The organism is Enterococcus sp. AZ078 (assembly GCF_051714985.1).
In the GTDB taxonomy this organism is placed as follows: domain Bacteria; phylum Bacillota; class Bacilli; order Lactobacillales; family Enterococcaceae; genus Enterococcus_B; species Enterococcus_B hirae.
The window spans coordinates 1,955,732-1,977,365 of sequence record NZ_JBIOSW010000001.1 but is presented as its reverse complement, the minus strand read 5'-3'; the positions used below and the strand labels follow the sequence as shown (position 1 = coordinate 1,977,365).

Annotated in this window: 33 protein-coding genes and 2 pseudogenes; 31 read left to right on the top strand and 4 right to left on the bottom strand. The window is 35.3% G+C overall.

The annotated features are described in order from the left end of the window. Positions 1–573: 573 nt before the first annotated feature. Positions 574–1,923 carry a DUF3329 domain-containing protein gene (locus IGJ18_RS09240; RefSeq protein ID WP_034700773.1) on the top strand — a complete coding sequence of 450 codons (1,350 nt, stop codon included), beginning with the start codon at positions 574–576 and terminating at the stop codon, positions 1,921–1,923. A 350-nt stretch (positions 1,924–2,273) separates the two neighbouring features. Here the strand turns inward: IGJ18_RS09240 and IGJ18_RS09235 are convergent, their stop codons facing one another. Further along, on the bottom strand, positions 2,274–3,404 hold the full coding sequence (locus IGJ18_RS09235; protein WP_438843247.1) for a tyrosine-type recombinase/integrase: 1,131 nt from the start codon (positions 3,402–3,404) through the stop codon (positions 2,274–2,276). Positions 3,405–3,577: 173 nt separating this feature from the next. Here IGJ18_RS09235 and IGJ18_RS09230 point away from each other — a divergent pair, with 173 nt between their 5' ends. Continuing rightward, positions 3,578–3,742, top strand: a complete 165-nt coding sequence (locus tag IGJ18_RS09230) for a hypothetical protein (RefSeq protein WP_438843246.1) — start codon at positions 3,578–3,580, stop codon at positions 3,740–3,742. Here IGJ18_RS09230 and IGJ18_RS09225 read toward each other — a convergent pair. The 3 genes from IGJ18_RS09225 to IGJ18_RS09215 form a co-directional block, all read right to left on the bottom strand. After that, the gene (locus tag IGJ18_RS09225) at positions 3,726–4,529 is read right to left on the bottom strand and encodes a hypothetical protein (RefSeq protein WP_438843245.1); all 804 of its coding nucleotides are present in this window, start codon (positions 4,527–4,529) and stop codon (positions 3,726–3,728) included. The two genes, IGJ18_RS09230 and IGJ18_RS09225, sit on opposite strands and share 17 nt — an antisense overlap. Before the next feature lie 99 nt (positions 4,530–4,628). Beyond that, the gene (locus IGJ18_RS09220) at positions 4,629–4,829 is read right to left on the bottom strand and encodes a hypothetical protein (RefSeq protein ID WP_438843244.1); all 201 of its coding nucleotides are present in this window, start codon (positions 4,827–4,829) and stop codon (positions 4,629–4,631) included. A gap of 20 nt (positions 4,830–4,849) precedes the next feature. Further along, entirely contained in the window at positions 4,850–5,689 is an 840-nt protein-coding gene (locus IGJ18_RS09215; protein ID WP_438843243.1) for a LexA family transcriptional regulator, read from the bottom strand. A gap of 165 nt (positions 5,690–5,854) precedes the next feature. Between IGJ18_RS09215 and IGJ18_RS09210 the strand changes: the two genes are divergently transcribed. The 29 genes and pseudogenes from IGJ18_RS09210 to IGJ18_RS09070 all read left to right on the top strand — a co-directional run bounded on the left by IGJ18_RS09210 (position 5,855) and on the right by IGJ18_RS09070 (position 21,631). Beyond that, on the top strand, positions 5,855–6,103 hold the full coding sequence (locus tag IGJ18_RS09210; protein WP_438843242.1) for a helix-turn-helix domain-containing protein: 249 nt from the start codon (positions 5,855–5,857) through the stop codon (positions 6,101–6,103). A 42-nt stretch (positions 6,104–6,145) separates the two neighbouring features. Beyond that, a complete protein-coding gene (locus IGJ18_RS09205; protein WP_438843241.1) occupies positions 6,146–6,901 on the top strand; it encodes an antA/AntB antirepressor family protein in 756 nt (251 codons plus the stop codon). Between the two features lie 22 nt (positions 6,902–6,923). Further along, positions 6,924–7,250 (top strand): DUF771 domain-containing protein, encoded by a 327-nt coding sequence (locus tag IGJ18_RS09200; RefSeq protein ID WP_438843240.1) that lies wholly within the window; start codon positions 6,924–6,926, stop codon positions 7,248–7,250. Between the two features lie 12 nt (positions 7,251–7,262). Next, entirely contained in the window at positions 7,263–7,439 is a 177-nt protein-coding gene (locus IGJ18_RS09195) for a hypothetical protein (protein ID WP_251849221.1), read from the top strand. Between the two features lie 51 nt (positions 7,440–7,490). After that, positions 7,491–7,715, top strand: coding sequence for a hypothetical protein (locus IGJ18_RS09190; RefSeq protein ID WP_053766684.1), 225 nt, complete (start codon positions 7,491–7,493; stop codon positions 7,713–7,715). Positions 7,716–7,724: 9 nt separating this feature from the next. After that, positions 7,725–7,919 (top strand): hypothetical protein, encoded by a 195-nt coding sequence (locus IGJ18_RS09185; RefSeq protein WP_086316994.1) that lies wholly within the window; start codon positions 7,725–7,727, stop codon positions 7,917–7,919. 1 nt (position 7,920) lies between these two features. Continuing rightward, positions 7,921–8,952 carry a recombinase RecT gene (locus IGJ18_RS09180; protein WP_438843239.1) on the top strand — a complete coding sequence of 344 codons (1,032 nt, stop codon included), beginning with the start codon at positions 7,921–7,923 and terminating at the stop codon, positions 8,950–8,952. Next, a complete protein-coding gene (locus IGJ18_RS09175; RefSeq protein ID WP_181918594.1) occupies positions 8,915–9,730 on the top strand; it encodes a PD-(D/E)XK nuclease-like domain-containing protein in 816 nt (271 codons plus the stop codon). The genes IGJ18_RS09180 and IGJ18_RS09175 overlap by 38 nt, the downstream gene beginning before the upstream one ends. Positions 9,731–9,746: 16 nt before the next feature. Then, a complete protein-coding gene (locus tag IGJ18_RS09170) occupies positions 9,747–10,532 on the top strand; it encodes a hypothetical protein (RefSeq protein ID WP_438843238.1) in 786 nt (261 codons plus the stop codon). Further along, the gene (locus IGJ18_RS09165) at positions 10,532–11,380 is read left to right on the top strand and encodes an ATP-binding protein (RefSeq protein WP_207430744.1); all 849 of its coding nucleotides are present in this window, start codon (positions 10,532–10,534) and stop codon (positions 11,378–11,380) included. The genes IGJ18_RS09170 and IGJ18_RS09165 overlap by 1 nt, the downstream gene beginning before the upstream one ends. Further along, complete coding sequence (locus IGJ18_RS09160; protein ID WP_010718791.1) at positions 11,377–11,619, top strand: hypothetical protein; 243 nt, start codon at positions 11,377–11,379, stop codon at positions 11,617–11,619. Before IGJ18_RS09165 ends, IGJ18_RS09160 begins: the two co-directional genes overlap by 4 nt. Positions 11,620–11,760: 141 nt before the next feature. Further along, positions 11,761–12,216 carry a DUF1064 domain-containing protein gene (locus IGJ18_RS09155; RefSeq protein ID WP_438843237.1) on the top strand — a complete coding sequence of 152 codons (456 nt, stop codon included), beginning with the start codon at positions 11,761–11,763 and terminating at the stop codon, positions 12,214–12,216. A 129-nt stretch (positions 12,217–12,345) separates the two neighbouring features. After that, the gene (locus IGJ18_RS09150) at positions 12,346–12,921 is read left to right on the top strand and encodes a hypothetical protein (protein ID WP_248255213.1); all 576 of its coding nucleotides are present in this window, start codon (positions 12,346–12,348) and stop codon (positions 12,919–12,921) included. Then, positions 12,918–13,106, top strand: coding sequence for a hypothetical protein (locus IGJ18_RS09145; RefSeq protein ID WP_002317594.1), 189 nt, complete (start codon positions 12,918–12,920; stop codon positions 13,104–13,106). Before IGJ18_RS09150 ends, IGJ18_RS09145 begins: the two co-directional genes overlap by 4 nt. A gap of 7 nt (positions 13,107–13,113) precedes the next feature. Continuing rightward, positions 13,114–13,311 carry a hypothetical protein gene (locus IGJ18_RS09140; protein ID WP_053766693.1) on the top strand — a complete coding sequence of 66 codons (198 nt, stop codon included), beginning with the start codon at positions 13,114–13,116 and terminating at the stop codon, positions 13,309–13,311. Then, positions 13,311–13,628, top strand: a pseudogene (locus IGJ18_RS09135) (DUF1140 family protein). Before IGJ18_RS09140 ends, IGJ18_RS09135 begins: the two are co-directional and overlap by 1 nt. After that, entirely contained in the window at positions 13,625–13,819 is a 195-nt protein-coding gene (locus IGJ18_RS09130; RefSeq protein WP_010718798.1) for a hypothetical protein, read from the top strand. Before IGJ18_RS09135 ends, IGJ18_RS09130 begins: the two are co-directional and overlap by 4 nt. After that, positions 13,816–14,010 (top strand): hypothetical protein, encoded by a 195-nt coding sequence (locus IGJ18_RS09125; RefSeq protein WP_308629436.1) that lies wholly within the window; start codon positions 13,816–13,818, stop codon positions 14,008–14,010. Before IGJ18_RS09130 ends, IGJ18_RS09125 begins: the two co-directional genes overlap by 4 nt. Continuing rightward, positions 14,007–14,153 (top strand): annotated as a pseudogene (locus tag IGJ18_RS09120) (toxin PIN); the annotation flags it as partial. The gene IGJ18_RS09125 and the pseudogene IGJ18_RS09120, both read left to right, overlap by 4 nt. Before the next feature lie 317 nt (positions 14,154–14,470). Next, a complete protein-coding gene (locus tag IGJ18_RS09115) occupies positions 14,471–14,938 on the top strand; it encodes an ArpU family phage packaging/lysis transcriptional regulator (RefSeq protein ID WP_438843236.1) in 468 nt (155 codons plus the stop codon). A 322-nt stretch (positions 14,939–15,260) separates the two neighbouring features. Beyond that, on the top strand, positions 15,261–15,521 hold the full coding sequence (locus IGJ18_RS09110) for a DUF6275 family protein (RefSeq protein ID WP_438843235.1): 261 nt from the start codon (positions 15,261–15,263) through the stop codon (positions 15,519–15,521). Positions 15,522–15,560: 39 nt separating this feature from the next. Continuing rightward, positions 15,561–15,896: an HNH endonuclease signature motif containing protein gene (locus IGJ18_RS09105; protein ID WP_438843458.1), complete on the top strand. Its 336-nt coding sequence runs from the start codon at positions 15,561–15,563 to the stop codon at positions 15,894–15,896. A 150-nt stretch (positions 15,897–16,046) separates the two neighbouring features. After that, positions 16,047–17,294, top strand: a complete 1,248-nt coding sequence (locus IGJ18_RS09100; RefSeq protein ID WP_438843234.1) for a hypothetical protein — start codon at positions 16,047–16,049, stop codon at positions 17,292–17,294. After that, positions 17,287–18,048 carry a hypothetical protein gene (locus tag IGJ18_RS09095; protein ID WP_438843233.1) on the top strand — a complete coding sequence of 254 codons (762 nt, stop codon included), beginning with the start codon at positions 17,287–17,289 and terminating at the stop codon, positions 18,046–18,048. The genes IGJ18_RS09100 and IGJ18_RS09095 overlap by 8 nt, the downstream gene beginning before the upstream one ends. 2 nt (positions 18,049–18,050) lie before the next feature. Continuing rightward, positions 18,051–18,236, top strand: a complete 186-nt coding sequence (locus IGJ18_RS09090; RefSeq protein WP_104834888.1) for a hypothetical protein — start codon at positions 18,051–18,053, stop codon at positions 18,234–18,236. A gap of 185 nt (positions 18,237–18,421) precedes the next feature. Further along, on the top strand, positions 18,422–19,831 hold the full coding sequence (locus IGJ18_RS09085) for a terminase (RefSeq protein WP_438843232.1): 1,410 nt from the start codon (positions 18,422–18,424) through the stop codon (positions 19,829–19,831). Positions 19,832–19,912: 81 nt separating this feature from the next. Beyond that, the gene (locus tag IGJ18_RS09080) at positions 19,913–20,377 is read left to right on the top strand and encodes a capsid assembly scaffolding protein Gp46 family protein (RefSeq protein ID WP_438843231.1); all 465 of its coding nucleotides are present in this window, start codon (positions 19,913–19,915) and stop codon (positions 20,375–20,377) included. 5 nt (positions 20,378–20,382) lie between these two features. Then, positions 20,383–21,294, top strand: a complete 912-nt coding sequence (locus IGJ18_RS09075; RefSeq protein ID WP_240273426.1) for a phage major capsid protein — start codon at positions 20,383–20,385, stop codon at positions 21,292–21,294. 1 nt (position 21,295) lies between these two features. Then, on the top strand, positions 21,296–21,631 hold the full coding sequence (locus IGJ18_RS09070; RefSeq protein ID WP_251849189.1) for a hypothetical protein: 336 nt from the start codon (positions 21,296–21,298) through the stop codon (positions 21,629–21,631). Positions 21,632–21,634 lie beyond the last annotated feature (3 nt).

Here is a 21,634-nt window from a genome sequence, read left to right as displayed (position 1 = left end):
GAACAGTAAAAAACCTTGCTAAATCATTAATCGATGAAGTAAGTTTTTTTATTGAGAGGGTACAAGAGATAGTGCATTGACATTCGCAGCATGTCGTTTATTACTTTATCAAACGACTAGTAAAATTTTTGCAGCAGATATAGTTTTTACTATATCCATTTAAGGAATTGTGTTATTTAAAACGATGAAGGATTGTATGCAATGAAAATATATTGGATGTTGTATTTGCAAATTCTAAACAAAGCATTTTGTAGTTCTGTTCATCGGACTGATGATTTGTAATGAGTCAGAACAATGTACAGGAGAAGCATCAAGGTATTATCGACAAATCAATAAATGTTATGAACGACGTAGAGACAATCAAATGCACTGTAGTAAAAATGAGAAGAGAGTCGGGGAAACAGAACATTTAGCTGTTGAAAGTCATTTGAAGGATAGCGCTACTTGATTTGAGCAGTAGGCTAAATGATTGGTTAGGATATTAATTCTGTATCTCTTAATTTGGCACAACCACTATTAAATCTGTGTTATACTAAGTTATATTTCGAGATAAAGAGGAGTTAATTGGGTGGTATGATTAAAAAAATTAAGAGCAACAGACATTTATTTATTGTTTTATTTTGTATTTTTGGTTTTATGCTTCTTTTAAATAGTATGTCTCCTTTGGTACACGACGATTATTACTATTTTGTAAAGACCTCAAGCATAAAAACAATTTTGTTTGATGAGTATCAACAATATATGACTTGGACTGGGAGATCGGTAGTCCATATTATTTTTCGTTTTTTTACTAAACTTCCAAAAATATATTTTAATGTGTATAATTCTTGCATGTTTTCCCTATTGGTTTATCAAATTATTATGTTTTCTTCCATAGTAAAAGAGCGAACTACTAAGAATGTTTATCTAAAAGCGTTTATCATCTTTGCATTAATGTGGACATTTACCCCAGCTTTCAATAATGTTTACTTATGGTTGGCTGGTTCTGTAAATTATCTCACTGCAATGGTGATTATGTTATCTTTTATTCTGGTTTATCATCGATATATAGCAGAATCTGAAGAACAAAATAATAGTCTTTTTAAAACAATAGGCATGCTTCTTTTAGGTATAGTAGCTGGTTGGTGTAACGAAAATACCTCCGGAGGAACGTTGTTCATTGTTATAGCATATACTGTTCTTTCCTATTTTTATAAGAAGAAAAAAATTGAAAAATGGATGATCGCAGGTATTGTTGGAAATATTGTAGGTTTTCTTTTTATGGTTATGGCACCTGGGAACGATATCAGAGCGACTTATTTTCATAGAAGTACGCTTTCAACTGCTTGGAAAATTCTTGATGCAATCCCTGCAATCAGTCATGCGTTACAGGATAATGCCATGTTCCCTCTAACGATAGGATTAGCTTTGCTTGTTTTATCATACTTAAATAGTAGTTTTACACTTAGTAATATTCTAAGTTCGTTATTTTTCGTGGGAGGTATATTGACAATAGGAGTGCTTGCAATTTCTCCAACTGCATTATCTTGGTCTAGATCTTATTTTGGAGGAGTTATTTTTCTTTTCATATCTATAGTAATTAGTCTTTTTGAATTATTAACAAATTTTGATAGAAGCAATAAAGTTGTTTTTTCTATGATTTTCAGTTATTTACTAGTTAGTTTTTTATTATTGTTTTTCAATGGAACTGCAGACATCTATAAAAATTATGTAAGTTATAGTCGCCAAACTGAATCCATTAAAAAGCAAATGAAGAGTGGTGAAATGGATATAGTTGTTCCACCATTAAATTATAAGACACAAACAATTTATCCAGTTCACAATGATGGTGATATTACTATGGATAAGAATAACGAGAGAAATAGAAGCGTTGCTGCATATTGGGGAGTAAACAGTATTCGACTAGAAGAAAAAACAGAATAGTAGATTTAAGTATTTTTCTTTTTATATATGAATGTTCGGACACGATTTAGGTCGTGTCTTTTTGTTTCCATATAATTTTAGTATGAATCAAAAAATAATTGAGTTGAGCCCAATGAAAAATCAGCGTGAGAGATGAATCTTTCGGGCTTGAAAATGAGCTTGAATAAATTTCATTTAACGAAAACTACCGAAAATAAAAAATGCCTAAATCCTTTTAAAATAAGGATTTAGGCATTTAGTGAAATCTACCGAAATCTCACAATGGAGACGGCGTCAATAATACTCATATTGATAATACTGTATTTACAAGGGATTTTTACTATCCAATGCAAAAAGAATGCAAAATTTTTTTATGAATACATTTGTTTCATTAGATTATTTACCACATTACTTTCCTTTTGCTCCATCTCATCCAATATGTGTTGGTAAGTTTGTAAAGTGGTAACAATATCTTTGTGACCTAAACGACGAGAAACATATTTAATGTTGATGCCTTGGTAAAGCAAGATAGAAGCATGAGTATGTCTAAGTCCGTGGCAAGTAATTTCTGTTACTCCAACCTTCTTACAAAACTTTCTTAAAACTTTATTTACAGCGGTATTTGTAACTAATTCCATACTGTCATTTAAAAAGACCAAATCATTTTCGTTTTTTAATCTAGATTTTAAATAGTATTGTTTTTGATGTAATTGTAATTTTTTCAATAAAGATAGAGTATCATCATCAATAGTAATTGTACGTTTAGATTGATAGTTTTTAGTATTAGAAAATCCGTCAGTATATTTATAATCCCAAGTTTGTTTGATGTTGACTGTTTTATCTTTAAAGTCTACATTTTTCCATGTCATTCCTATAATTTCAGAAAAACGACAACCAGTAGCTAAACCAAATAAAATGATAAAACGAGATGTATATTCTGGTTTTAAATTTTCAAATAATGCATGAATAAGTTTTATCGAGTCCGCATAATTTAGGTATTTTAGTTCCTCATGTTTTGGAGCTTTTTTACCAACTGCAGTTACACGGTAGGTAGGATCTCGAAAAATAATTCCTTCTTCAATTGCATCTTTAATTGCGGCACGCATGTAAGTGTGGTGTTTTTTTACAGACGCAGTCGCATGATCTTGACCATAGTCATTTAGAGCTTTTTGATATTCCTCTCTAGTCAATTCTTTCAATTTAGTGTCAGGAAAGTATCTTTCACTGAATTCAACCGCACGTCTAATATCGCCGTCATTATCTTTGGATAGTTTTCCTTTTCTATACACCTCGAACCAATTTCTAAAATAATCTTTGAATAATTTATCTCCGTCTTTAATAGAATACCCTTTTGAATATCTAGACTCTATTTCAGCAGCAGCTAATTGTGCTTCTTTTTTTGTATCGAAACCATTAGCGCTTTTTGTTCTGTATTTTCCATCTTTATCTTTATAAGAGACACGATATTGCCAGCCACTGGCTAATTTTTTAAAACTTGCCATAATTGAATCAACTCTCTTTCTCTGATACAATAGGCACCATGAATAAGCCTATTGTCTGGGTTTTATTATTTTTTTCGCACATCCTTTTTGCTTGCCGGCGGAAGGATGTGCTATTGTCGTTTTAATGGTATAATTGGATTATAAATATGTCATCCAATTAAGAGGTGAGAGAAATGGATGTAAGAGCTTTGATAGACATTCTAGAATCATTCCCCGATAATTACATTGTAAAAACAGTTGTAGCAGTTAATGATGAAGGTTATTACACTTCAATTGAACGAATTAGCAAAAACAATATTGAAACAGGGGAACAAGAGGTAATTATTTATTGTGAATAGATTCGAAAATTTTTGAGTTAGCTTGAAAAATTTCTAAGCTAGCCTTTGAGTGAGCAAGTGCCTCTTCGAAAGAAAAGGGTTTATTATAATCCTCCAAACCTTTAACTGGAGTTCGACCTACGACATTAGAATTATCAGTCATCAAAGTGGAAGCTCCACTTTCCAAATCAGATCTTCTCAAAATTTTTTCGATTTGAAGATACACTAATCTAAGATCTCCCAGTTTTTGAAAAAGTGTGTGCGGATAGCTGTCGCTTAGTGGTAGCTTTTGTTCTATTGAGTTGATAAAGCTTAAAATTGCCTTTGCACACTTAGAGACATCTTTTTCAACAGGATAATGAGAGCCGTGAATGACTGTATTTCTTAATGTTTTAATTTTATTGGGAATATCTGGAGCAATTTCATTAAAAAATGCTGCATATAGAGTATTGAAGGCCCCGTCAATTTGAACTGAACTTTTAGAAATCGGTTTAAGATAATCAATCAATTCTTTGTATGAAAAATTGAATTTCTCCATCATGACAAGTTGAACAAAGGTTAGTCTAAACATTTCATAGCTATGATAAAGCGAAGTAAATGCTTCGAAATATTCTTTTTTATGATATGCATATAAACCATTTTGAAAGAATATTGGGTAATCTGGTACTGCATGAAAGTATTTTATTTTGTGTCCCCTGTTTGAGCAAGTTAACTCATGGAAATGATTATTTGTATATTCGCCGATAGCAAATCCAAATTCGTTATTGCTGGAACAAATTGTACAGTTAGAAATTATTTGTATTGACAAAAAATTCACCTACCATCATGATTGTTAGTCTTATGTTAAAATTAATTTAGCTGATCTTAGAAATAAGGTTTCTAGTCCGTGTGCCAGCACGGGCTTTTTTTATTTGAATAAATTCCAAAAACTGAATGTTGTTTTCTTATATACTTTGTTATATGTTGCTTTCTTTGGATCTTTTAGCCATCCAGAGTCTTTTTTACCATAACCAGGAATCACCGCTTTTTTCGCTGCTCTTTTTGTCTTTCCGGTAGTTCTAGCACTGATCGATTTTTTTATACTTGGTTTTCTCATACCTATTTTCATTTTTTAGCCTCTCAAATTAATTATAGTTGGACAATATATACAACGACTTTCCCATAAATTTGAACGTATTTAGTATCATCATAATTAACCACAATATCAGTGAAAGAAATGTTAGAAGAATCAGGCCTAAAAATGATGCGATTATTTTGTTGATCATTTATATATCTTTTTACAGAAAATTCGTTATCGTTACTAAAGACTACTATATCCCCATCTTTTAACTCATCACAGCTCTCTATTTTCTTTACAGCAATTAATGATCCATCAGGAATAACGTTATTCATGGAATCTCCGTTTATTTTAGTAAAAAATACATCTTGATATCCTGCATATTTTCCCATGGCATAATCAGGAATAGCAATTTGCTCAATGTGGTCTTGATCAAAAGCTTCGACTGAAGAAGGTATGCCGGCAGCAACAGAAGTGTCAAAAAAGTTATATTCTTGAATATCACTTGATAGAACTGTCATAATGTTTCCTCTATCAGTTTTAGTTCTGCTCAAAGTCATTCCTGCTGCATTTGCTTTTTCTGCTAACTCTACAAATTTATCAGCGACGAAACTTTTATTGTTTTCCTGTAATTCATCTAAAACTTCTTTCTTTAAATCATAATAATTGTATTCTCTGGAATATCTTGGATCTATATCAGATTTATCCACATTAAAAGCTTTAGCTATTAATTCAGCGTTTTCCATACTAATAGTTGATTTTTCAGTAAAATATCCAGATAGCGTCGTAACAGGAATACCTGTCATATCTGACAATTGCGCTCTTGTGTAGCCATGCGTAATTTTTTTTAAATTGTTAGCGATAATGGAGCGAGCTTTTTTATCTTCTTCTGATAATGGTTTTCTTGGCATGTTATTTTCTCCTCCTTTTTTATTAATAATATCGAATTAAATCGATATAAACAAGTATAAAGTAGTTTTATAACGGTGTTTTTTAATTTAAAAAACGTCTAAAATCGTTGACTGGTAGTATAAACTAGTATAAAATGATTTACATAAACGAAAGGAGGAATAAAAATGGAATTACAAATTACTTTGGAAGCAGCTAGAATTATGATGGGATATTCTTTAAAAGAAGCAGCAAAACTCTTTGATGTTCACCATCAAACCTTAGCGAATTGGGAACAAGATCCAAATAAAATGAAGCAAAAATATGTGCAATTAATACCAGAAATATACCATTTCCCAATAGCAAATATTTTTTTTGGAAGCAAAAACGAGTTTATACTATATAAACTTCATAACGATTCATTTTTAATAAAATAACTTATAAAAAACATATTTATTCATTTTTAAGGAGAAAGGAAAATGAAAGAACTAATCAAAGTGACAACAAATGAGGAGAATGAGCAGTTAGTAAACGGCAGAGAATTGCATGAGTTTTTGGAGGTGGCTACAGAATATAAAAAATGGTTTAGCCGTATGGCAGAATATGGTTTTGTTGAAAATATAGATTTCGTAAGGGTGACCCAAAAATGTCCGACCCCTGGAGGAATTCAGAATATTACTGACCATGCAATGAAATTGGACATGGCAAAAGAAATTTCAATGATTCAACGAACAGAAAAAGGAAAACAAGCGCGTCAATATTTTATTCAAGTAGAAAAAGAATATAAACAACAGTTCCTTGATACTTCAAAACTAAGTCCAGAACTCCAAATGTTTCAAGGAATATTTAACGCAGTAGCTAAGCAAGAGTTAGAGACAAAACGTTTAGCAATACAAATGGAGAACATTACTGAAATTGTGGCGTTGAATACAACTGACTGGCGTAGAGAATGTCGAAAGCTCGTAAATAAAATAGTGGAAACTCAAGGCGGATACGGTGCTTATCAAGAAATTCAAACAGCGATATATGAAGAAGTTGATCGTAGAGCTGGTTCCTCTCTCAAAACTAGATTAACGAATTTACGTAACCGTATGGCTGGCGAAGGTATTTCAAAATCCAAGCGAGATAAGACAAATAAGTTAGATGTAATCGAAAGTGATAAAAGGTTAAAAGAAATTTATCTATCTGTGGTTAAGGATTTCGCTATTAAGTATGGAGTTTGGAAAGAAAAATAAAATTCGATAGGAGGAGTATCTAATGCAAACATTGAAATTTGAAAATGTCAGTTTTGAAATGTCTGCACCAGAAAATATTGTTTTAATACCAAAACAGGAATATGGGCGTTTAGTTGAAAATGATTTATCGGGTAAAACATGGACTATGAATGATCTAAGAGAGCGACTAGGCAACGTAGATGCAAGGGTTATTAGAGAAAAAGTGCTTTATCCCTATAGAAAGGAACTGGATGTATTAAATGGAGGATTTGTGGTTTATCCCAAAAAAACTGGCAGTCCATGGAAATTTCAAGCATCTAAAATGGCTCAATTTATTGATGAACATTGGAAATTATTTTTAACACTTTGAAGGAGGAAAAACATGGGTAAATTCAACAGAGCATTAGTATTTAGCGCACCACTAATGATCTACGCTTTAGGTCTTTGGGGAAGCAAACAAGCATTAATCGGTACGATTGTTTACATGGTATGGATCTTCATAGGTCTTGATGAAGCCGAGTATAGAAACAAAAAAAGACACGACCGCCGGCAAGCATAATCGTGTCCAAAAGAAAAATCTTTTAAGTCATTATACCACAGGAGGAAATAAATGATTTCAGTAAAAGGATTAGGCGATGAAATATTCGAAGTAATGATGAACAAAGCGCAACAAGACATCCAAGAAAAAATTCTAACCGCAGCAAGCTATGGGCAAACGAGTTGCACTGTTCATTCAAAAGGTCTGACACCATCATTTCTAGTATCACTGGAAAGCGAAGGCATTTCAAACATCAAGCAAGATGATGGCACCATCAAATTATTTTGGGAATTTTAGGAGGCCATGATGAAAGACTTTGATTCTTTAGGTGCTAGACAGCAACTACCAAATGAAGCTAGTCCTGTCGGAGTTGACTGGCAAGACAATCCTATTTATGAAGGTGATTCTTGCTACTTAACCGAAGATGGGTACGTACAAGAAGAGGATATTTTGGAATATGCACAACAATATTTTCCAAAGATTGAACTAGGAGGAATTTAATATGTCAAATGAAATGGCTACTTTACAAAAAGATATTACTGATGTTGTTTTAGGAAAAATAACTGAACTGGAAAGCCAAGGTGTTAAATTACCAAATAATTACAATGCAGCGAATGCGTTAAAACAAGCATTTTTCAAAATTAACGAGGTAGCTTTAAGCCAACGAGAAGGTGGTGGGCTATACATGGAAAAATATGGAAATACGTCAGTTGGTAAAGCTAGTATAGCTAATTCGTTATTAGACATGATTCAGCAAGGATTGAACCCTGGAAAAAATCAATGCTATTTCATTGCTTATGGTCCAAAACTTCAAATGTCGAGATCGTACTTTGGTACTCAAGCAGCATTAAAACGACTTGATGAAATTAATGATGTCAAAGCAGAAGTAATCCGAAAAGATGATGTCTTTGAGATTGGTTCGATTGATAACGAGACAGTAGTCACAAAGTTTGTTCCTAGTTTTGAAAACATGGATAAAGAAATTATTGGAGCATTTGCAACAATCACTAAGTCTGACGGAAACAAAGTTTATACGATTATGACAAAAAAACAAATCGAAAAATCATGGTCAAAAGCTAAGACAAAAAGTGTTCAAAATGATTTCCCAGAAGAAATGGCCAAGCGTACAGTGATTAATCGTGCTGCTAAACCATTTATCAATACTAGTGATGATGCTGAACTTTTTTCAGATGCGTTCAACCGAACGACCGAAAATGACTATGATTACAATCGCAAAGACGTTACACCTCAAATTGAAAAAGTGGCCACACTTGAAGAAAAACTTTTTTCAAATAAAACTGTCGAACCAATTCAAAAAGAAGCAGAAGAGATTGTGATTCCTAACGATATTCAAGAAGAAAATACTCGTATTGCGGATATGCCAGGACATCCAGAAGTTGAACAAGCTCATCCGATTGAAAAAGAAACATTGAACGAACCGATTCAAGAAGAATTATTAGATATTCCAGATTTCGGACGTGAGGAAGGTGCAGATGATGTCTCAGAATTTGAAGACGATGAGTACCCTTTCTGATGAGAATTATTACTCAAATGAAGCTGACTGGCAGTACATGTCAACGTCACAATATAAGTCCTTTTTAAAATGTGAAGCGGCCGCCTTGGCCAAACTCAAAGGGGATTGGCAACCGATATCTAATCCTAAAGCTCTTTTAGTCGGGAATTATGTACATTCGTATTTTGAATCGAAAGAGATACACGAAGCGTTCAAAGAAGAAAATAAATCCAAAATGTTTTCTAGTCGCAAGCCGTATGGATTATTGAAAGATTTCCAGATTGCTGAACAGATGATTGATCGATTAAAACAAGAAGAAGCTTTCATGAACATTTATCAAGGTGAGAAAGAAACGATTGTGATAGGTGAATTATTTGGAACTCAGTGGAAAGGTAAAATTGACTGCTTGAATTTAGAAGAAGAATACTTTGTCGATATCAAAACAACGAAAGACATGCACGAACGTAAATGGAATGACAATTATGGATCAAGAGAAACATTCCTAGTCAATTTTGGATATGTACTTCAAATGGCTATATATCAGGAGTTACTTTTACAGCAATACGGAAAGACGTTCACACCGATTATTGCAGCAGTTTCTAAACAAACACCAAGTGAAGCAAGACTTATAACAATTGAACAAGACAAAATGAATTACGAACTTGTCTTATTAAAAGAAAAAATTGAGCGAATTGCCAGAGTGAAAAATGGTGAAGAAAGGCCAACGCCTTGCGGTACATGCGAATATTGCAGAGGTAACCTTTCAATTACTGGATTCACTAGCATGGACGATTTATAGAACGGTGGGTGAGTAGATGGCAGACAAAGGCTGGATAGCACTTCACCGAAATATCCGAGATCACTGGGTATATCAAGAAAAAAGAGTTTTCTCTAAATACGAAGCATGGCTAGATTTGCTGATGGATGCCAATCACCAGAATAATAAATTTTTATTTGACGGCCAACTAATAGAGGTAAATCGTGGGGAATTTATTACATCAGTAAGACAGCTATGTGAAAGATGGGGTTGGTCAAACACCAAAGTAAATCGGTTTTTAAAAATGTTGGAAGATGATCAAATGTTGATTCGAAAAAGCGACAGTAAAAAAACTGTTATAACCATTGTCAATTATGACTTTTATCAACGTTACGAATCTAAAGAAACGACACAGAAACGACAGCAAAACGACGCAGAAGCATCACAGAAACACACAAACAACAATGATAAAACAATGAATAACAATGTAAACAATAATAATCCTCGTACCTCTCGAAAAAAACGAGAGTACGCAGACGATGATCCAAATAAAAAATTGGCCATTCTTTTATTAAAACTCATTCGAAAAAATCAAAACATCAAAGAACCTGATTTAGATAAATGGGCAAATACAATTCGTTTAACAATTGAGGCGGATAAGCGTACAGGAAAAGAAGTTCAAGACATGATTGTTTGGGCTACTAGTAATGATTTCTGGTCTGGCGTGATTTTATCACCGACTAGCTTAAGAAAGCATTTCGATAAGATGGCTATCCAAAAAAATAAAAGAAAGCAACAAAATATTTCTAATGATGAGTTACCAGAAACAGGTGAGGATTGGTAATGGATAAAAAACTAAGTGCAATGGCTGCACCTTATGGCGGTTTGAGGATTGTTGATCATCCCTGCCCAAAATGCGGGGATCCATTGTACATGTGGAAATCAAAAAACAAAGATGGTACGGATCGATGTGGTCCTACATGTATCAATAAGAGTTGCGGATATCGAGAAATGGTAACTAAAAATCAAAAAGAAGCTATCAAAAAAGCAAATGAAGCAATGAAAAGGGATGCCATCAATCGAATGATTAACAGTTCAATGATCACGGACGATGCCATATGGACCTTCAATTTTGATGGATACAAAGTAGTTGATCAGGAAACAGCTCAAATAAAAGCGATGGCTCAAGAATGGGCAAAAAAAATTGTAGATGGTAGCCCGATTCATGCAGTCATCACTGGTAGAACGGGAGCCGGAAAAACCCATCTAGGTGCTGCAGTGATCAAAGAAGTGATGAGAGCATCTAATTATAAAATTGCCTGTTCATTTATAAGCTATCGAGAATTATTAGAGCAGTTGAAGTTTGCAATGAATGATCCAGAAGCAAGAAAAGCTGTGACAGGATCGTTGATGGCTGAAATAAAAAAGACAGATTTTGTGGTAATTGATGATTTAGGTGCGGAGCTAGGTCGAATGGAAGAAAACAATCAAGCAACACCATACGATGTCGATGTTCTTACATCGCTCACAGAAGCCCGTTTAAACAAAGCTACGATATTCACGACTAATTTATCATCAAAGCAATTAAAACACGCGTACGGCGAGCGAGTGTTCTCTCGTGTCATGAATGGAACAAAAGGGAACATTGCCGTATTCAAATCAACAACAGATAAAAGGAGGAATCCAGTTTGACCTTTGTAATTAAGAAAATGTGTTATTTAGACAAAAACGGAAAAGGCGTTATTTCATCTGAACAAGCACATCATTATGAGAGCTATGAAGCAGCTGAATTAGTTGCAAATACGTGCGGTGGTGAAATATTCAAAACGTTTAAGCCTGACCGACGATTTGCAAAAATTAAAACTAAGCCAGCAAAGAAAGAGAAATGCACTCCAAAGGGTAATCAAGCATGGATGAGAGGTGCAAAATGACTTGTTTAAGATGTAATGATGAAACTGTAATTTGGTATAAGACGTCGCTTGGCTGGTCAACTTGCGAACCTTGCCCAGTATGCAATAAAAATGGGCGAAAGCATGATGAGCGATTAAAAGAATTAAAAAGGAAGTATGCAGATGGTGACAAAAAGCAAATACGGAAATAAAAGACATGAAGTAGACGGCATTATGTTTGATTCAAAGGCAGAAGCTAGATACTACATGAAGCTAAAACGAAATGGCATGAGCTTTATGCATTTATCTAAAACCTATTGCGCAATGCAAGAGAATGTTTTATTGCAAGAAGGATATTTATGTAACGATCGTAAGATTGCGCCGATTTATTACCGAGCTGATTTTGTAATCTATGAGAATGGCCAAGTGAAAAAAGTGATTGATGTCAAAGGTTATCAAGATGCAATATCTATGCTGAAAATGAAGATGTTTGCTCATCGATACGGCTTTCCAGTGATATTTGCTAAGTTCGATTCAAAAATCAATAAGTTTATTGAAATGGACTGCTTTGAATCAGCAAGACAGCAGCGAAAAAGACAAGCGGAACGAAGAAAAAAGAAATTGATGGAGGAAAATTGATGGTTGAGGATATTTTAGAAGGCTTGGTGTGTGAAGGTTGTGGCTGTTTTATTGATGGTGAAGCTCCTGGATATCCATGCTATTGCGAAGATTGCCAAAATGACTAAACATTTCGGAGGGGAAATATAAATGACAAAACAAGTGAATTTCAGACCAGAATTAAAGAAAGTAACATCAAAATCAAATGGGAATACAGAAGTATTATTAGTTGTTAGCAACGGATCATTGAGAGGTAGTACTGAAAATTTAACTGAATTTCTTGGCTCAACAGTAACTGTAGTAATTCAACCAGAAACAATCGAATACACAGTGCCAGTAAACAAGCAAACGAAGAAACCAAATATTGAATATGTTGTGAATTCAGATGGCACAATTGAAATGTTAAAAGAAGAGCAAACTTCTTTGGATATTGGCGATGGAGTGGAAGAAGTTGAGAATATTGAATTCCTTGTATCAAAAGAAACCGTTGATGATTTTATTAAAACAGCAACAACATTGCAACTGCCAGAAAACGTAACTGTAAATGTTCGAGACGTTCTTATCCGTTTAGATGAAGGCGATAGTATGAATGAAATTGCTGCAGATCATGAATTATCAGAAACAGCTTTAATTGATCAAATCGAGTTAGCTAGACAATACTTTGCTCCATATGCAGATACCTGGTCTAAACATAAAGATGACATCATTTTTCCAGAGGAACAATGAGAGCAACTGATCCAGTAATTATCCTTGAGGAAGCCAAATTTATTTGGACTCATGAAGAGATAGAGCAAGCACGCTTGCTCTTTTCTCAAGGAGTTAAGCCAAGCAAAGTAGCTGAAATAATGGATCAAAAGATTCTTGATGTCGGATTACTTTTGCTCCATCTAGCAGAAAAAAATTTGATTTGAGGTGAAGATGATGATTCAACTTGCAGGAATACAAACTGGAAAAATTTATTTTGTTGGCAAGAACAAAAGTGAAACGAGTCAGTGGTTGCTGAAAACATTTACCAATAATAAAAAGTTACGAAAGCATTATCCAAATGAATTTTTGAAAGATGATCAGATTATGCCAGAACCAATGCTATTAATTCGAAAGAAAGGCAACGAATAATAGATCTTATTAATCAATACAGTGACACCATTCTCAAGAAAATCATGGTGAAAATTTAGAAAGATAAAAAAGCAAAAAAACGAGCTGAATTAGTTAAATTGAAAATGGCTGAAACAGGATTAGGAGTTCGGACTGCTCGGCATTGGAAAGCTGCTGCAAACATCGAATTTTATTACAAAGAGATTCAAAAGAGCTTTGAGCAGATGCGTGAGCTCGATAAACAAACAGGTTGGAGTCAGAAACTTCATCAAGATCGTTTCAAATTTGTAGAGAAATATAAAGAAATATTAGACGAATACATGGAGGATAGCGAATGAAAGTCTACATTGTAGCAATAACTAGTGGACAATACATGTTTCCAGTTGGAAATGGAAAGCTATATAAATCAAAATCGGCAGCAAATAAGTTTTGTGATCAATACAATCAAAAGCTACCTGTTGCTACTGAGTCGAAAGCAAGAGTGTTGGTTGCAGACAATTGGCATGAGGAAAGAGAGGTCGGAAAATGATACCGAAAATTGAAGTATATATGCACGATGATTCTGTCGGTTATCCGAGATGGTTTGAAATCGATGCTATTGATTATATCGAGAACACATTTGTTATTGTTGATGTTTTTGGAAATCCGAATGAATATTCTGCCGCAGGGCGATTATTTAAAAGGGAAGGTGAATTATTCAGAATGGAGGACTCAGAATGAATAACAGACACCGCAGAGTAGCAAAACTCAAGAAACAAGAACTAAATACAGCAAAAGCAAAGTTTGAGAGTAAATATGGAGTTTCTGTAGAAGAAGCAATTGAATTAGTAGATGTTTTTGTTAAAACAATAGCAGAAACGGTAGGAATCATCTTCCAAAATATTGGAAAAGCATTCTGCAATATAGGAACGACATTATCGAATATTAACGGTGCAAAGGAAGAGAATAATGATTACCAATATTATTTCAGCAGGAACCATCTTAATTCTGCTAGTAAGTACTGTAAGCCAACAAGTAGAACTAAAACATTTGAAACGAGAAAACCAATTAATGAAAAACATGTTACAAAAACAGAGTTTTCATTCTTTGATGAATTAGATAAATACAAATAAAAAAGCCGGATTCCTCCGACTGGATAATACATTCGACAAGTTTATTATACCATAGGGGGAATCGAAGGATGGTACTTTTCGATGTAAAGAAGTATGAGACACCAGAAACAAAAGACGTTGATATGGAACGCACTAAATACAACGTGAGTGTTTTCCTTTCAGCATATCTGTCAGCTAGATGTAGAGTAGGGCAACCACGCGAGCCTAAGGTAACAGCATCTTACTCCTTGGTTCCGCCTTCTACATCAAATAATACATTTGAAGCAGAACGAATGGTGATCGAAAAAGAGGAAGCGCAAGAAGAATTTGAGTATTTGCATAAACTGTTCATTCGTGGCTATTCAGCAATTCAGCATCCGCATAAACCTGATGTAACAGAAAGACGGAAAAAGATATTCTATGATCGTTATATCAACGGTATGTCGATTTATGTAACTGCTCAAAGAAATAATACGAGCGAGGAATCTGTAAAAGCAGAATCAAACAAAATCATCATTCAATTTGCTTCTTCCTTAGAACTGGTTGCTTTTAAGTAGCCAGTTTTTACACTTTTTATACCCATTTTCTACCTAAATGCTTTCCTTTTTATACCTTTTTTATACCAATCAACTACCTAGTAAATGTTTTATTATGATAGTGTCGAAAGATTAGGAAACAGGACTTCGACAAAATAAACGAAGGGAGGTAGTCTCCCTCGTCGTTTTAAATTATGCTTTGATAGACAACAACCAACTAATTACAAAAATACGAAAAAGGAAGTGAAAACCTCCTTTACTTTCTATGTTTATCTATATCAACTGGTTGCTGTCTATCTATTAGATCACTTCGGTGGTCTTTTTATTTTAAGGAGGAAAAGTAATGAATCATGAGAAGTTTATCGAAAAATGCAAGGCTATTGTACGCGAAAAAATTGAAATTGAGATTGCAGACTCAAGTGGTGCAGTGCCTCAGTTTGATATACTCGTTGTGTGGTCGTGTAAAACACTACAGAATAGCAAAGCATTAGTTAGCGCTAGCTTAAAAGGAGCACCGTATTTTGAAATTACGTTGAACGGGGATAAAGGTGAAATCTATGTAGATACTTATCTCAAAAAAACAAATGAATGTATTAAAGTCTAGCAAACGCTAGGCTTTTTCTTTACATAAAGGAGGAAAGGTATCATGGCTCTTAGAGCTGATAAACAAGGCGCTCACCGTGTTGCTTTCGATAAAAATAGGAAGAGATTACTTAAGACAGAGAACATATGTGGCATCTGTGGGAAACCTGTCAATAAGAATTTGAAAGCACCTGACCCGCTAAGTCCAGTGATTGATCATCGTATTCCTGTAAGCAAAGGCGGTCATCCTTCGGCAATCGAAAACATGCAGCTTGCCCACTGGACTTGCAACAGGCAGAAGTCCGATAAGTTATTCAATGTTAAGAAAGAAGAACCGAAAGTGATTGGCAATAGAAATCTTCCTCAAAGCCTCAATTGGGCTTCATATAGAGGTTGAAACTAATTGGGTATAAAAATATTAAAAACAAAATCAAAAGCCGTGAGCAAAAGAATAGAGGGGGTATACCTCCCCACCCGACGGTAGCTCCGTACTTCACGCAGTCACTGTACATTTTTTCTCGCGCGAACTTTGAAAGGAGTTGATTAAATGGAATTGCAAGGTATTGAATACTTGCGAAATAAGTTAAACACGCACAAAAGTCGTGTGGATATGCGTTATAAGCAATATGCGATGAAACATTATGATCCGCCTATTGGAATAACAATTCCACCAGCAATTAGATCAAAATATCGATCAGTTTTGGGTTGGTGTTCAAAAGGCGTGGATGCTCTCGCTGATCGTTTAGTTTTTCGTGAGTTTGCTCATGATGATTTTGAAGTAAATGAAATTTTCAAAGCTAACAATCCAGACGTATTTTTTGATAGCGCAGTGCTTTCGGCTTTAATTGCATCCTGCACTTTTGTTTATGTCTCAAAAGGTGAGGGTGATATGCCACGTTTACAAGTTATCGAGGCGAGCAATGCAACTGGTGTCATCGATCCGATTACTGGTTTGTTAACAGAAGGTTATGCAGTTCTTGAAAGAGATAAGTACAACAGGCCAACCATTGAAGCCTATTTTAGTCCTGGATATACCGATTATTATTATGAAGGTAAAGAATTTGATGAGGAAAACGATCGTCGAACACACAGCTTTTCCCATCCATTGTTAGTACCAATTATCCATCGACCAGATCCGGTACGACCATTCGGACGTTCTCGTATTACTCGATCAGGCATGTATTATCAGCGCTATGCTAAACGAACACTTGAACGAGCTGACGTGACTGCGGAATTTTATTCGTTTCCACAAAAATATGTTGTGGGTACAGATCCTGATTCTGAACCGCTTGATAGTTGGAAAGCCACTGTTTCGGCGATGCTTGAATTTACAAAAGGTGAAGGCGGTGAAAAACCAACGCTTGGGCAATTCACGACATCAAGCATGACACCTTTCACCGAACAACTGAAAACAGCAGCTGCTGGCTTTGCTGGAGAAATGGGACTAACGATGGATGATTTGGGCTTTGCTTCTGACAATCCGTCCAGTGTTGAGGCAATTAAAGCAAGTCATGAAAATTTGCGACTCGCAGGACGAAAAGCGCAACGTTCCCTTGGATCTGGTTTATTGAATGTGGCGTATACAGCTGCATGTTTACGAGATGATTACCCATACCAGCGTTATCAGTTCAACAAAACTATACCGAAATGGGAACCGCTGTTTGAAGCTGACGCAAGTGCTTTATCATTGATTGGAGACGGAGCTATTAAGTTAAATCAAGCAATGCCTGGGTACGTTAATAGTGAAGTTATGCGGGACCTAACGGGTATTAAAGGAGCTGAAACAAATGGATAACGATATTGTGCCAGCTTTACTTGAAGAAATTCAAAATGAATTTGATAAGCGAACATATAACAGTAAAAAATTAAAAAAAGTTTTCCTCTTACTGCAAAATAAAAAGGCTACCTATTTGGATGCGAACAATTTTGCAATAGAAATAGGCGGAATTTTATCTGATGTATTAAGAACCAAAATCACTGCCGAAGTTCTTCCAGATGGAAAAATGTACTTCAATATCGCTGATAGAATTTTAAATCCAACAATGAAAAAAAATTACGATTTGATTTCTAATTTTATTGTAGATGTACAAACAGAATTGAATCGTACTGCAAATCTAAGATTAAAAGGACAAATTCCAGAATTTAATCAAGATCGTATTGATGGGATAGTCAATCGAATTTCAAGCGAAGAAGATTTTGAATCAATCAAATGGCTTTTAGATGATCCGATTATAAATTTTAGCCAAAGTATTGTAGATGATGGAATCAAAGCCAATGCGGAGTTTCATGCAAAAGCAGGTCTACAACCCCAAATTACTCGTAGAGTTTCAGGGCATGGTTGTGAGTGGTGCAGACGTTTGGCGGGAACTTATGGATACTATGAAGCGCCTAAAGAAGTCTATCAAAGACATGAAAGATGTCGATGTATGGTTGATTATAATCCAGGTAATGGACGTAAACAGGATGTGTGGTCCAAAACTTGGACTGATGCCCAAAAACAAGAGAAAATCAATGCACGAAAAACATTGAATTTGAGAAAGGAAAAGTGAAAATGGAAAAAGAAAAAACTTTAATTATTTGGTTATTAAAGGGTGAAACATTGAAGTTTGAAAAAGTTACAAATCTCGAAAACAATGATAGTGAATTGAAATTCGATTATTTTGGAGTTTCAACACAAGTAAAAAGAAGCGCTGTGTTTAATCAAGTAAATATTTCGGGTTTTGCATTAGAAAAATAGGAGAAGTAAACATGCATCATTACATTACAAAATATAAAGATGAAAATGGAAGTCGAAAAGCAGTGGCATGGTTCCAAATAAATATCTTTGGTAAATGCTTTTGCCTATTCAAGCATGAGATAGCTATTTAATATCATCCCAGCGACAGGGTCATCATGCATGATTGAGATTGAAGGGGGATATTTATGACTACTAAAGCACGACTTGGTAATCAGCATCCTACTCAATCGGTAATATTGCCATATGACAAATCTCTATATCAAGAAGCGATTGATTATTATCAGCGTACCGGTCGTAAATGCTACGAATGGCAAGTGAATATGCTAAAGGCGATCATGGCTGTTGATGATGATGGATTATGGGTTCATCAAAAATTTGGATTTTCTATACCTCGTCGGAATGGTAAAACGGAAATTGTTTACGATGTCGAAATATGGGCATTGGAAAATGGACTAAATGTTTTACACACGGCTCATCGAATCAGTACGTCTCACTCTTCATTTGAAAAACTAAAAAAATATCTTGAAGAATGTGGTTATGTTGAAGGTACAGATTTCAATTCAATTAAAGCTAAAGGACAGGAACGGCTAGAGTTATATGAAACAGGCGGTGTGATTCAATTTCGAACTAGAACATCTAGCGGTGGTCTTGGTGAAGGTTTTGATTTTCTGGTTATTGACGAAGCCCAAGAATATACCACCGAACAAGAGTCAGCTTTGAAATATACTGTTACGGATAGCGATAACCCTTTAACGATCATGTGTGGAACACCGCCAACGCCGGTTTCTAGTGGTACAGTATTCACTAATTATCGTGAGAATACGCTATTTGGGAAATCAAAGTATTCAGGCTGGGCGGAATGGTCGGTTGATGAAATCAAAGATATTCATGACGTAGAAGCCTGGTACAATTCTAATCCATCGATGGGTTATCATTTGAATGAACGAAAAATCGAAGCCGAACTTGGTGAAGATGAATTGGACCACAATGTTCAGCGTCTCGGATACTGGCCAAAATACAATCAGAAATCTGCAATATCAGAAACAGATTGGCAAGCACTAAAAGTAAAAGCTTTGCCTGTACTGAAAGGTCCGTTATATGTTGGAATTAAATACGGAAACGATGGAGCGAATGTTGCGATGAGTATTGCTGTTCGGACTTTGTCCGGAAAAATATTCGTTGAAGCTATCGACTGTCAATCAGTCAGAAATGGAAATCAATGGATCATCAATTTTCTTAAAAAAGCCAATGTAGAAAAAGTGGTGATAGATGGAGCAGGTAGTCAAAATATCCTTGCTGAAGAAATGAAGGATTTCAAACTAAAAGAGCCCATTTTACCAAAAGTATCAGAAATCATCACTGCCAATTCACTTTGGGAGCAGGGGATTTTTCAAAAAGGGATCTGCCACTGTGATCAACCATCGTTGACACAAGTCGTTACGAACAGTGAGAAAAGAAACATTGGTTCAAATGGCGGGTTTGGTTATAAATCGCAATTTGAAGATATGGATATCAGTCTTATGGATAGTGCACTTTTAGCACATTGGGTTTGTAGTAACAGCAAACCTAAGAAAAAACAACAAATTAGGTATTAAACGATTATCAATTTTGATAGTCGTTTTTTTAATACACAAAATTACCGAACTGCCGGGCAAGCAGGAGAAAGGATTTTTATCATGACATTTAAAATAATTGAAACACAAGAGGAACTGGACCGAATTATCCAGGAGCGATTGAATCGGGAGAAAGAGAAATTTTCAGATTACGATGCAATTAAGAAACGCAATGCGGAATTAGAAAATGAAATCGGTACTTTGAAATCAACCATCGAAGAAACAAACGCTGCTACAAAGTCTCATGAGCAAACAGTGGCTGATCTTAATAAAAAAATTGCTGAATATGAAACAGCGAGCTTGCGAACTAGAATCGCGTTGCAAAACGGATTGCCCGTTGATTTAGCGGATCGCTTGGTCGGAGATGACGAGGAAAGTATCAAAGCTGATGCAGAACGTTTAGCTGGTTTTGTCGGCAAGAAGCCACAAACACCGCCACCATTGAAAAATATAGAACCATCTTTAGGTGATGATAAAAACACTGCTTATAAAAAACTATTAAATGGACTTAAAAAAGAAGGAGAATAAAAAATATGACATTAGAAAAAGGAACTTTATTTGACCCGAAATTAGTAACAGATTTGATTAGCAAAGTAACAGGTAAAAGCTCGTTGGCTCGTCTATCCGCTCAGAAGCCTATTCCGTTCAACGGTGAGAAAGTGTTCACTTTTACTATGGATTCAGAAATCGATATTGTTGCAGAAAGCGGAGCTAAATCTCATGGCGGGATGACCTTAACGCCACAAAAAATGGCGCCGATCAAAATCGAATATGGCGCACGTATTTCCGATGAATTTATGTACGCTTCAGAAGAAGAACAAATTGAGATTCTTGAGTCTTTTAACGATGGTTTTGCAAAAAAAGTAGCTCGTGGGATCGATTTAATGAGCTTTCATGGAGTTAATCCGCGAACGGGGCAACCGTCCACTGTGATCGGAACCAACCATTTTGACGCTAAGGTAACGCAGAAAGTAGAAATGGCAACAGGGCTTGCAGATCCAAATGGTGCTGTAGAAAGTGCAATTGAATTAGTAACTGGTTCTGAAGGAGAAGTTAATGGAATGGCAATTAATCCTTCATTTCGTTCAGCTCTAGCAAAACAACAAGATAAGCAAGGTAATCCAATGTTCCCAGATTTGGCTTGGGGTAATGCACCGTCGACTATTAATGGATTGTCAGTAGATGTTAACAAAACTGTTTCAGATATGAATGCCAGCGAAAACGACCGCGCGATCATCGGTGATTTTACCGAAGGTTTTAAATGGGGTTATGCAAAGGAGATTCCAATGGAAATCATTGAATACGGTGATCCAGACAACTCTGGCATGGATTTGAAGGGACACAACCAAATTTATGTACGAGCAGAAGCGTTTCTTGGCTGGGGAATCTTAGCTCCTGAAAGATTCGCGCGTATTGTTGAAAAAGCAGCAGAGGGTGGCGAATAAAATGCGTTATAAGAACAAAGTTACGGGAGCTGTCTTTGACAGCTCTTTCGCTATTTCCGGTGGAAATTGGGCTCTTGTCGAAAGTAAGCATCATTTAAATGAAAGAGAGAACGATGAGCAAAAAGCGGAAGAAATTGATAATTCAGAAATAGCAGAAGAAAAAAATCAAAATACAGAACAAGAAGAGCCTGATCAAGAAACTAAAACCGACGATCCAGCTTTTGACTCAATCACTGTTCCTCAAATCAAGCAAGAACTAGATGCTTTTGGTATCAAGTACAGTGCCACTGCTAAGAAACAAGAGTTGTATGACTTAATGATGGCGCAAGGGAAGTGATCA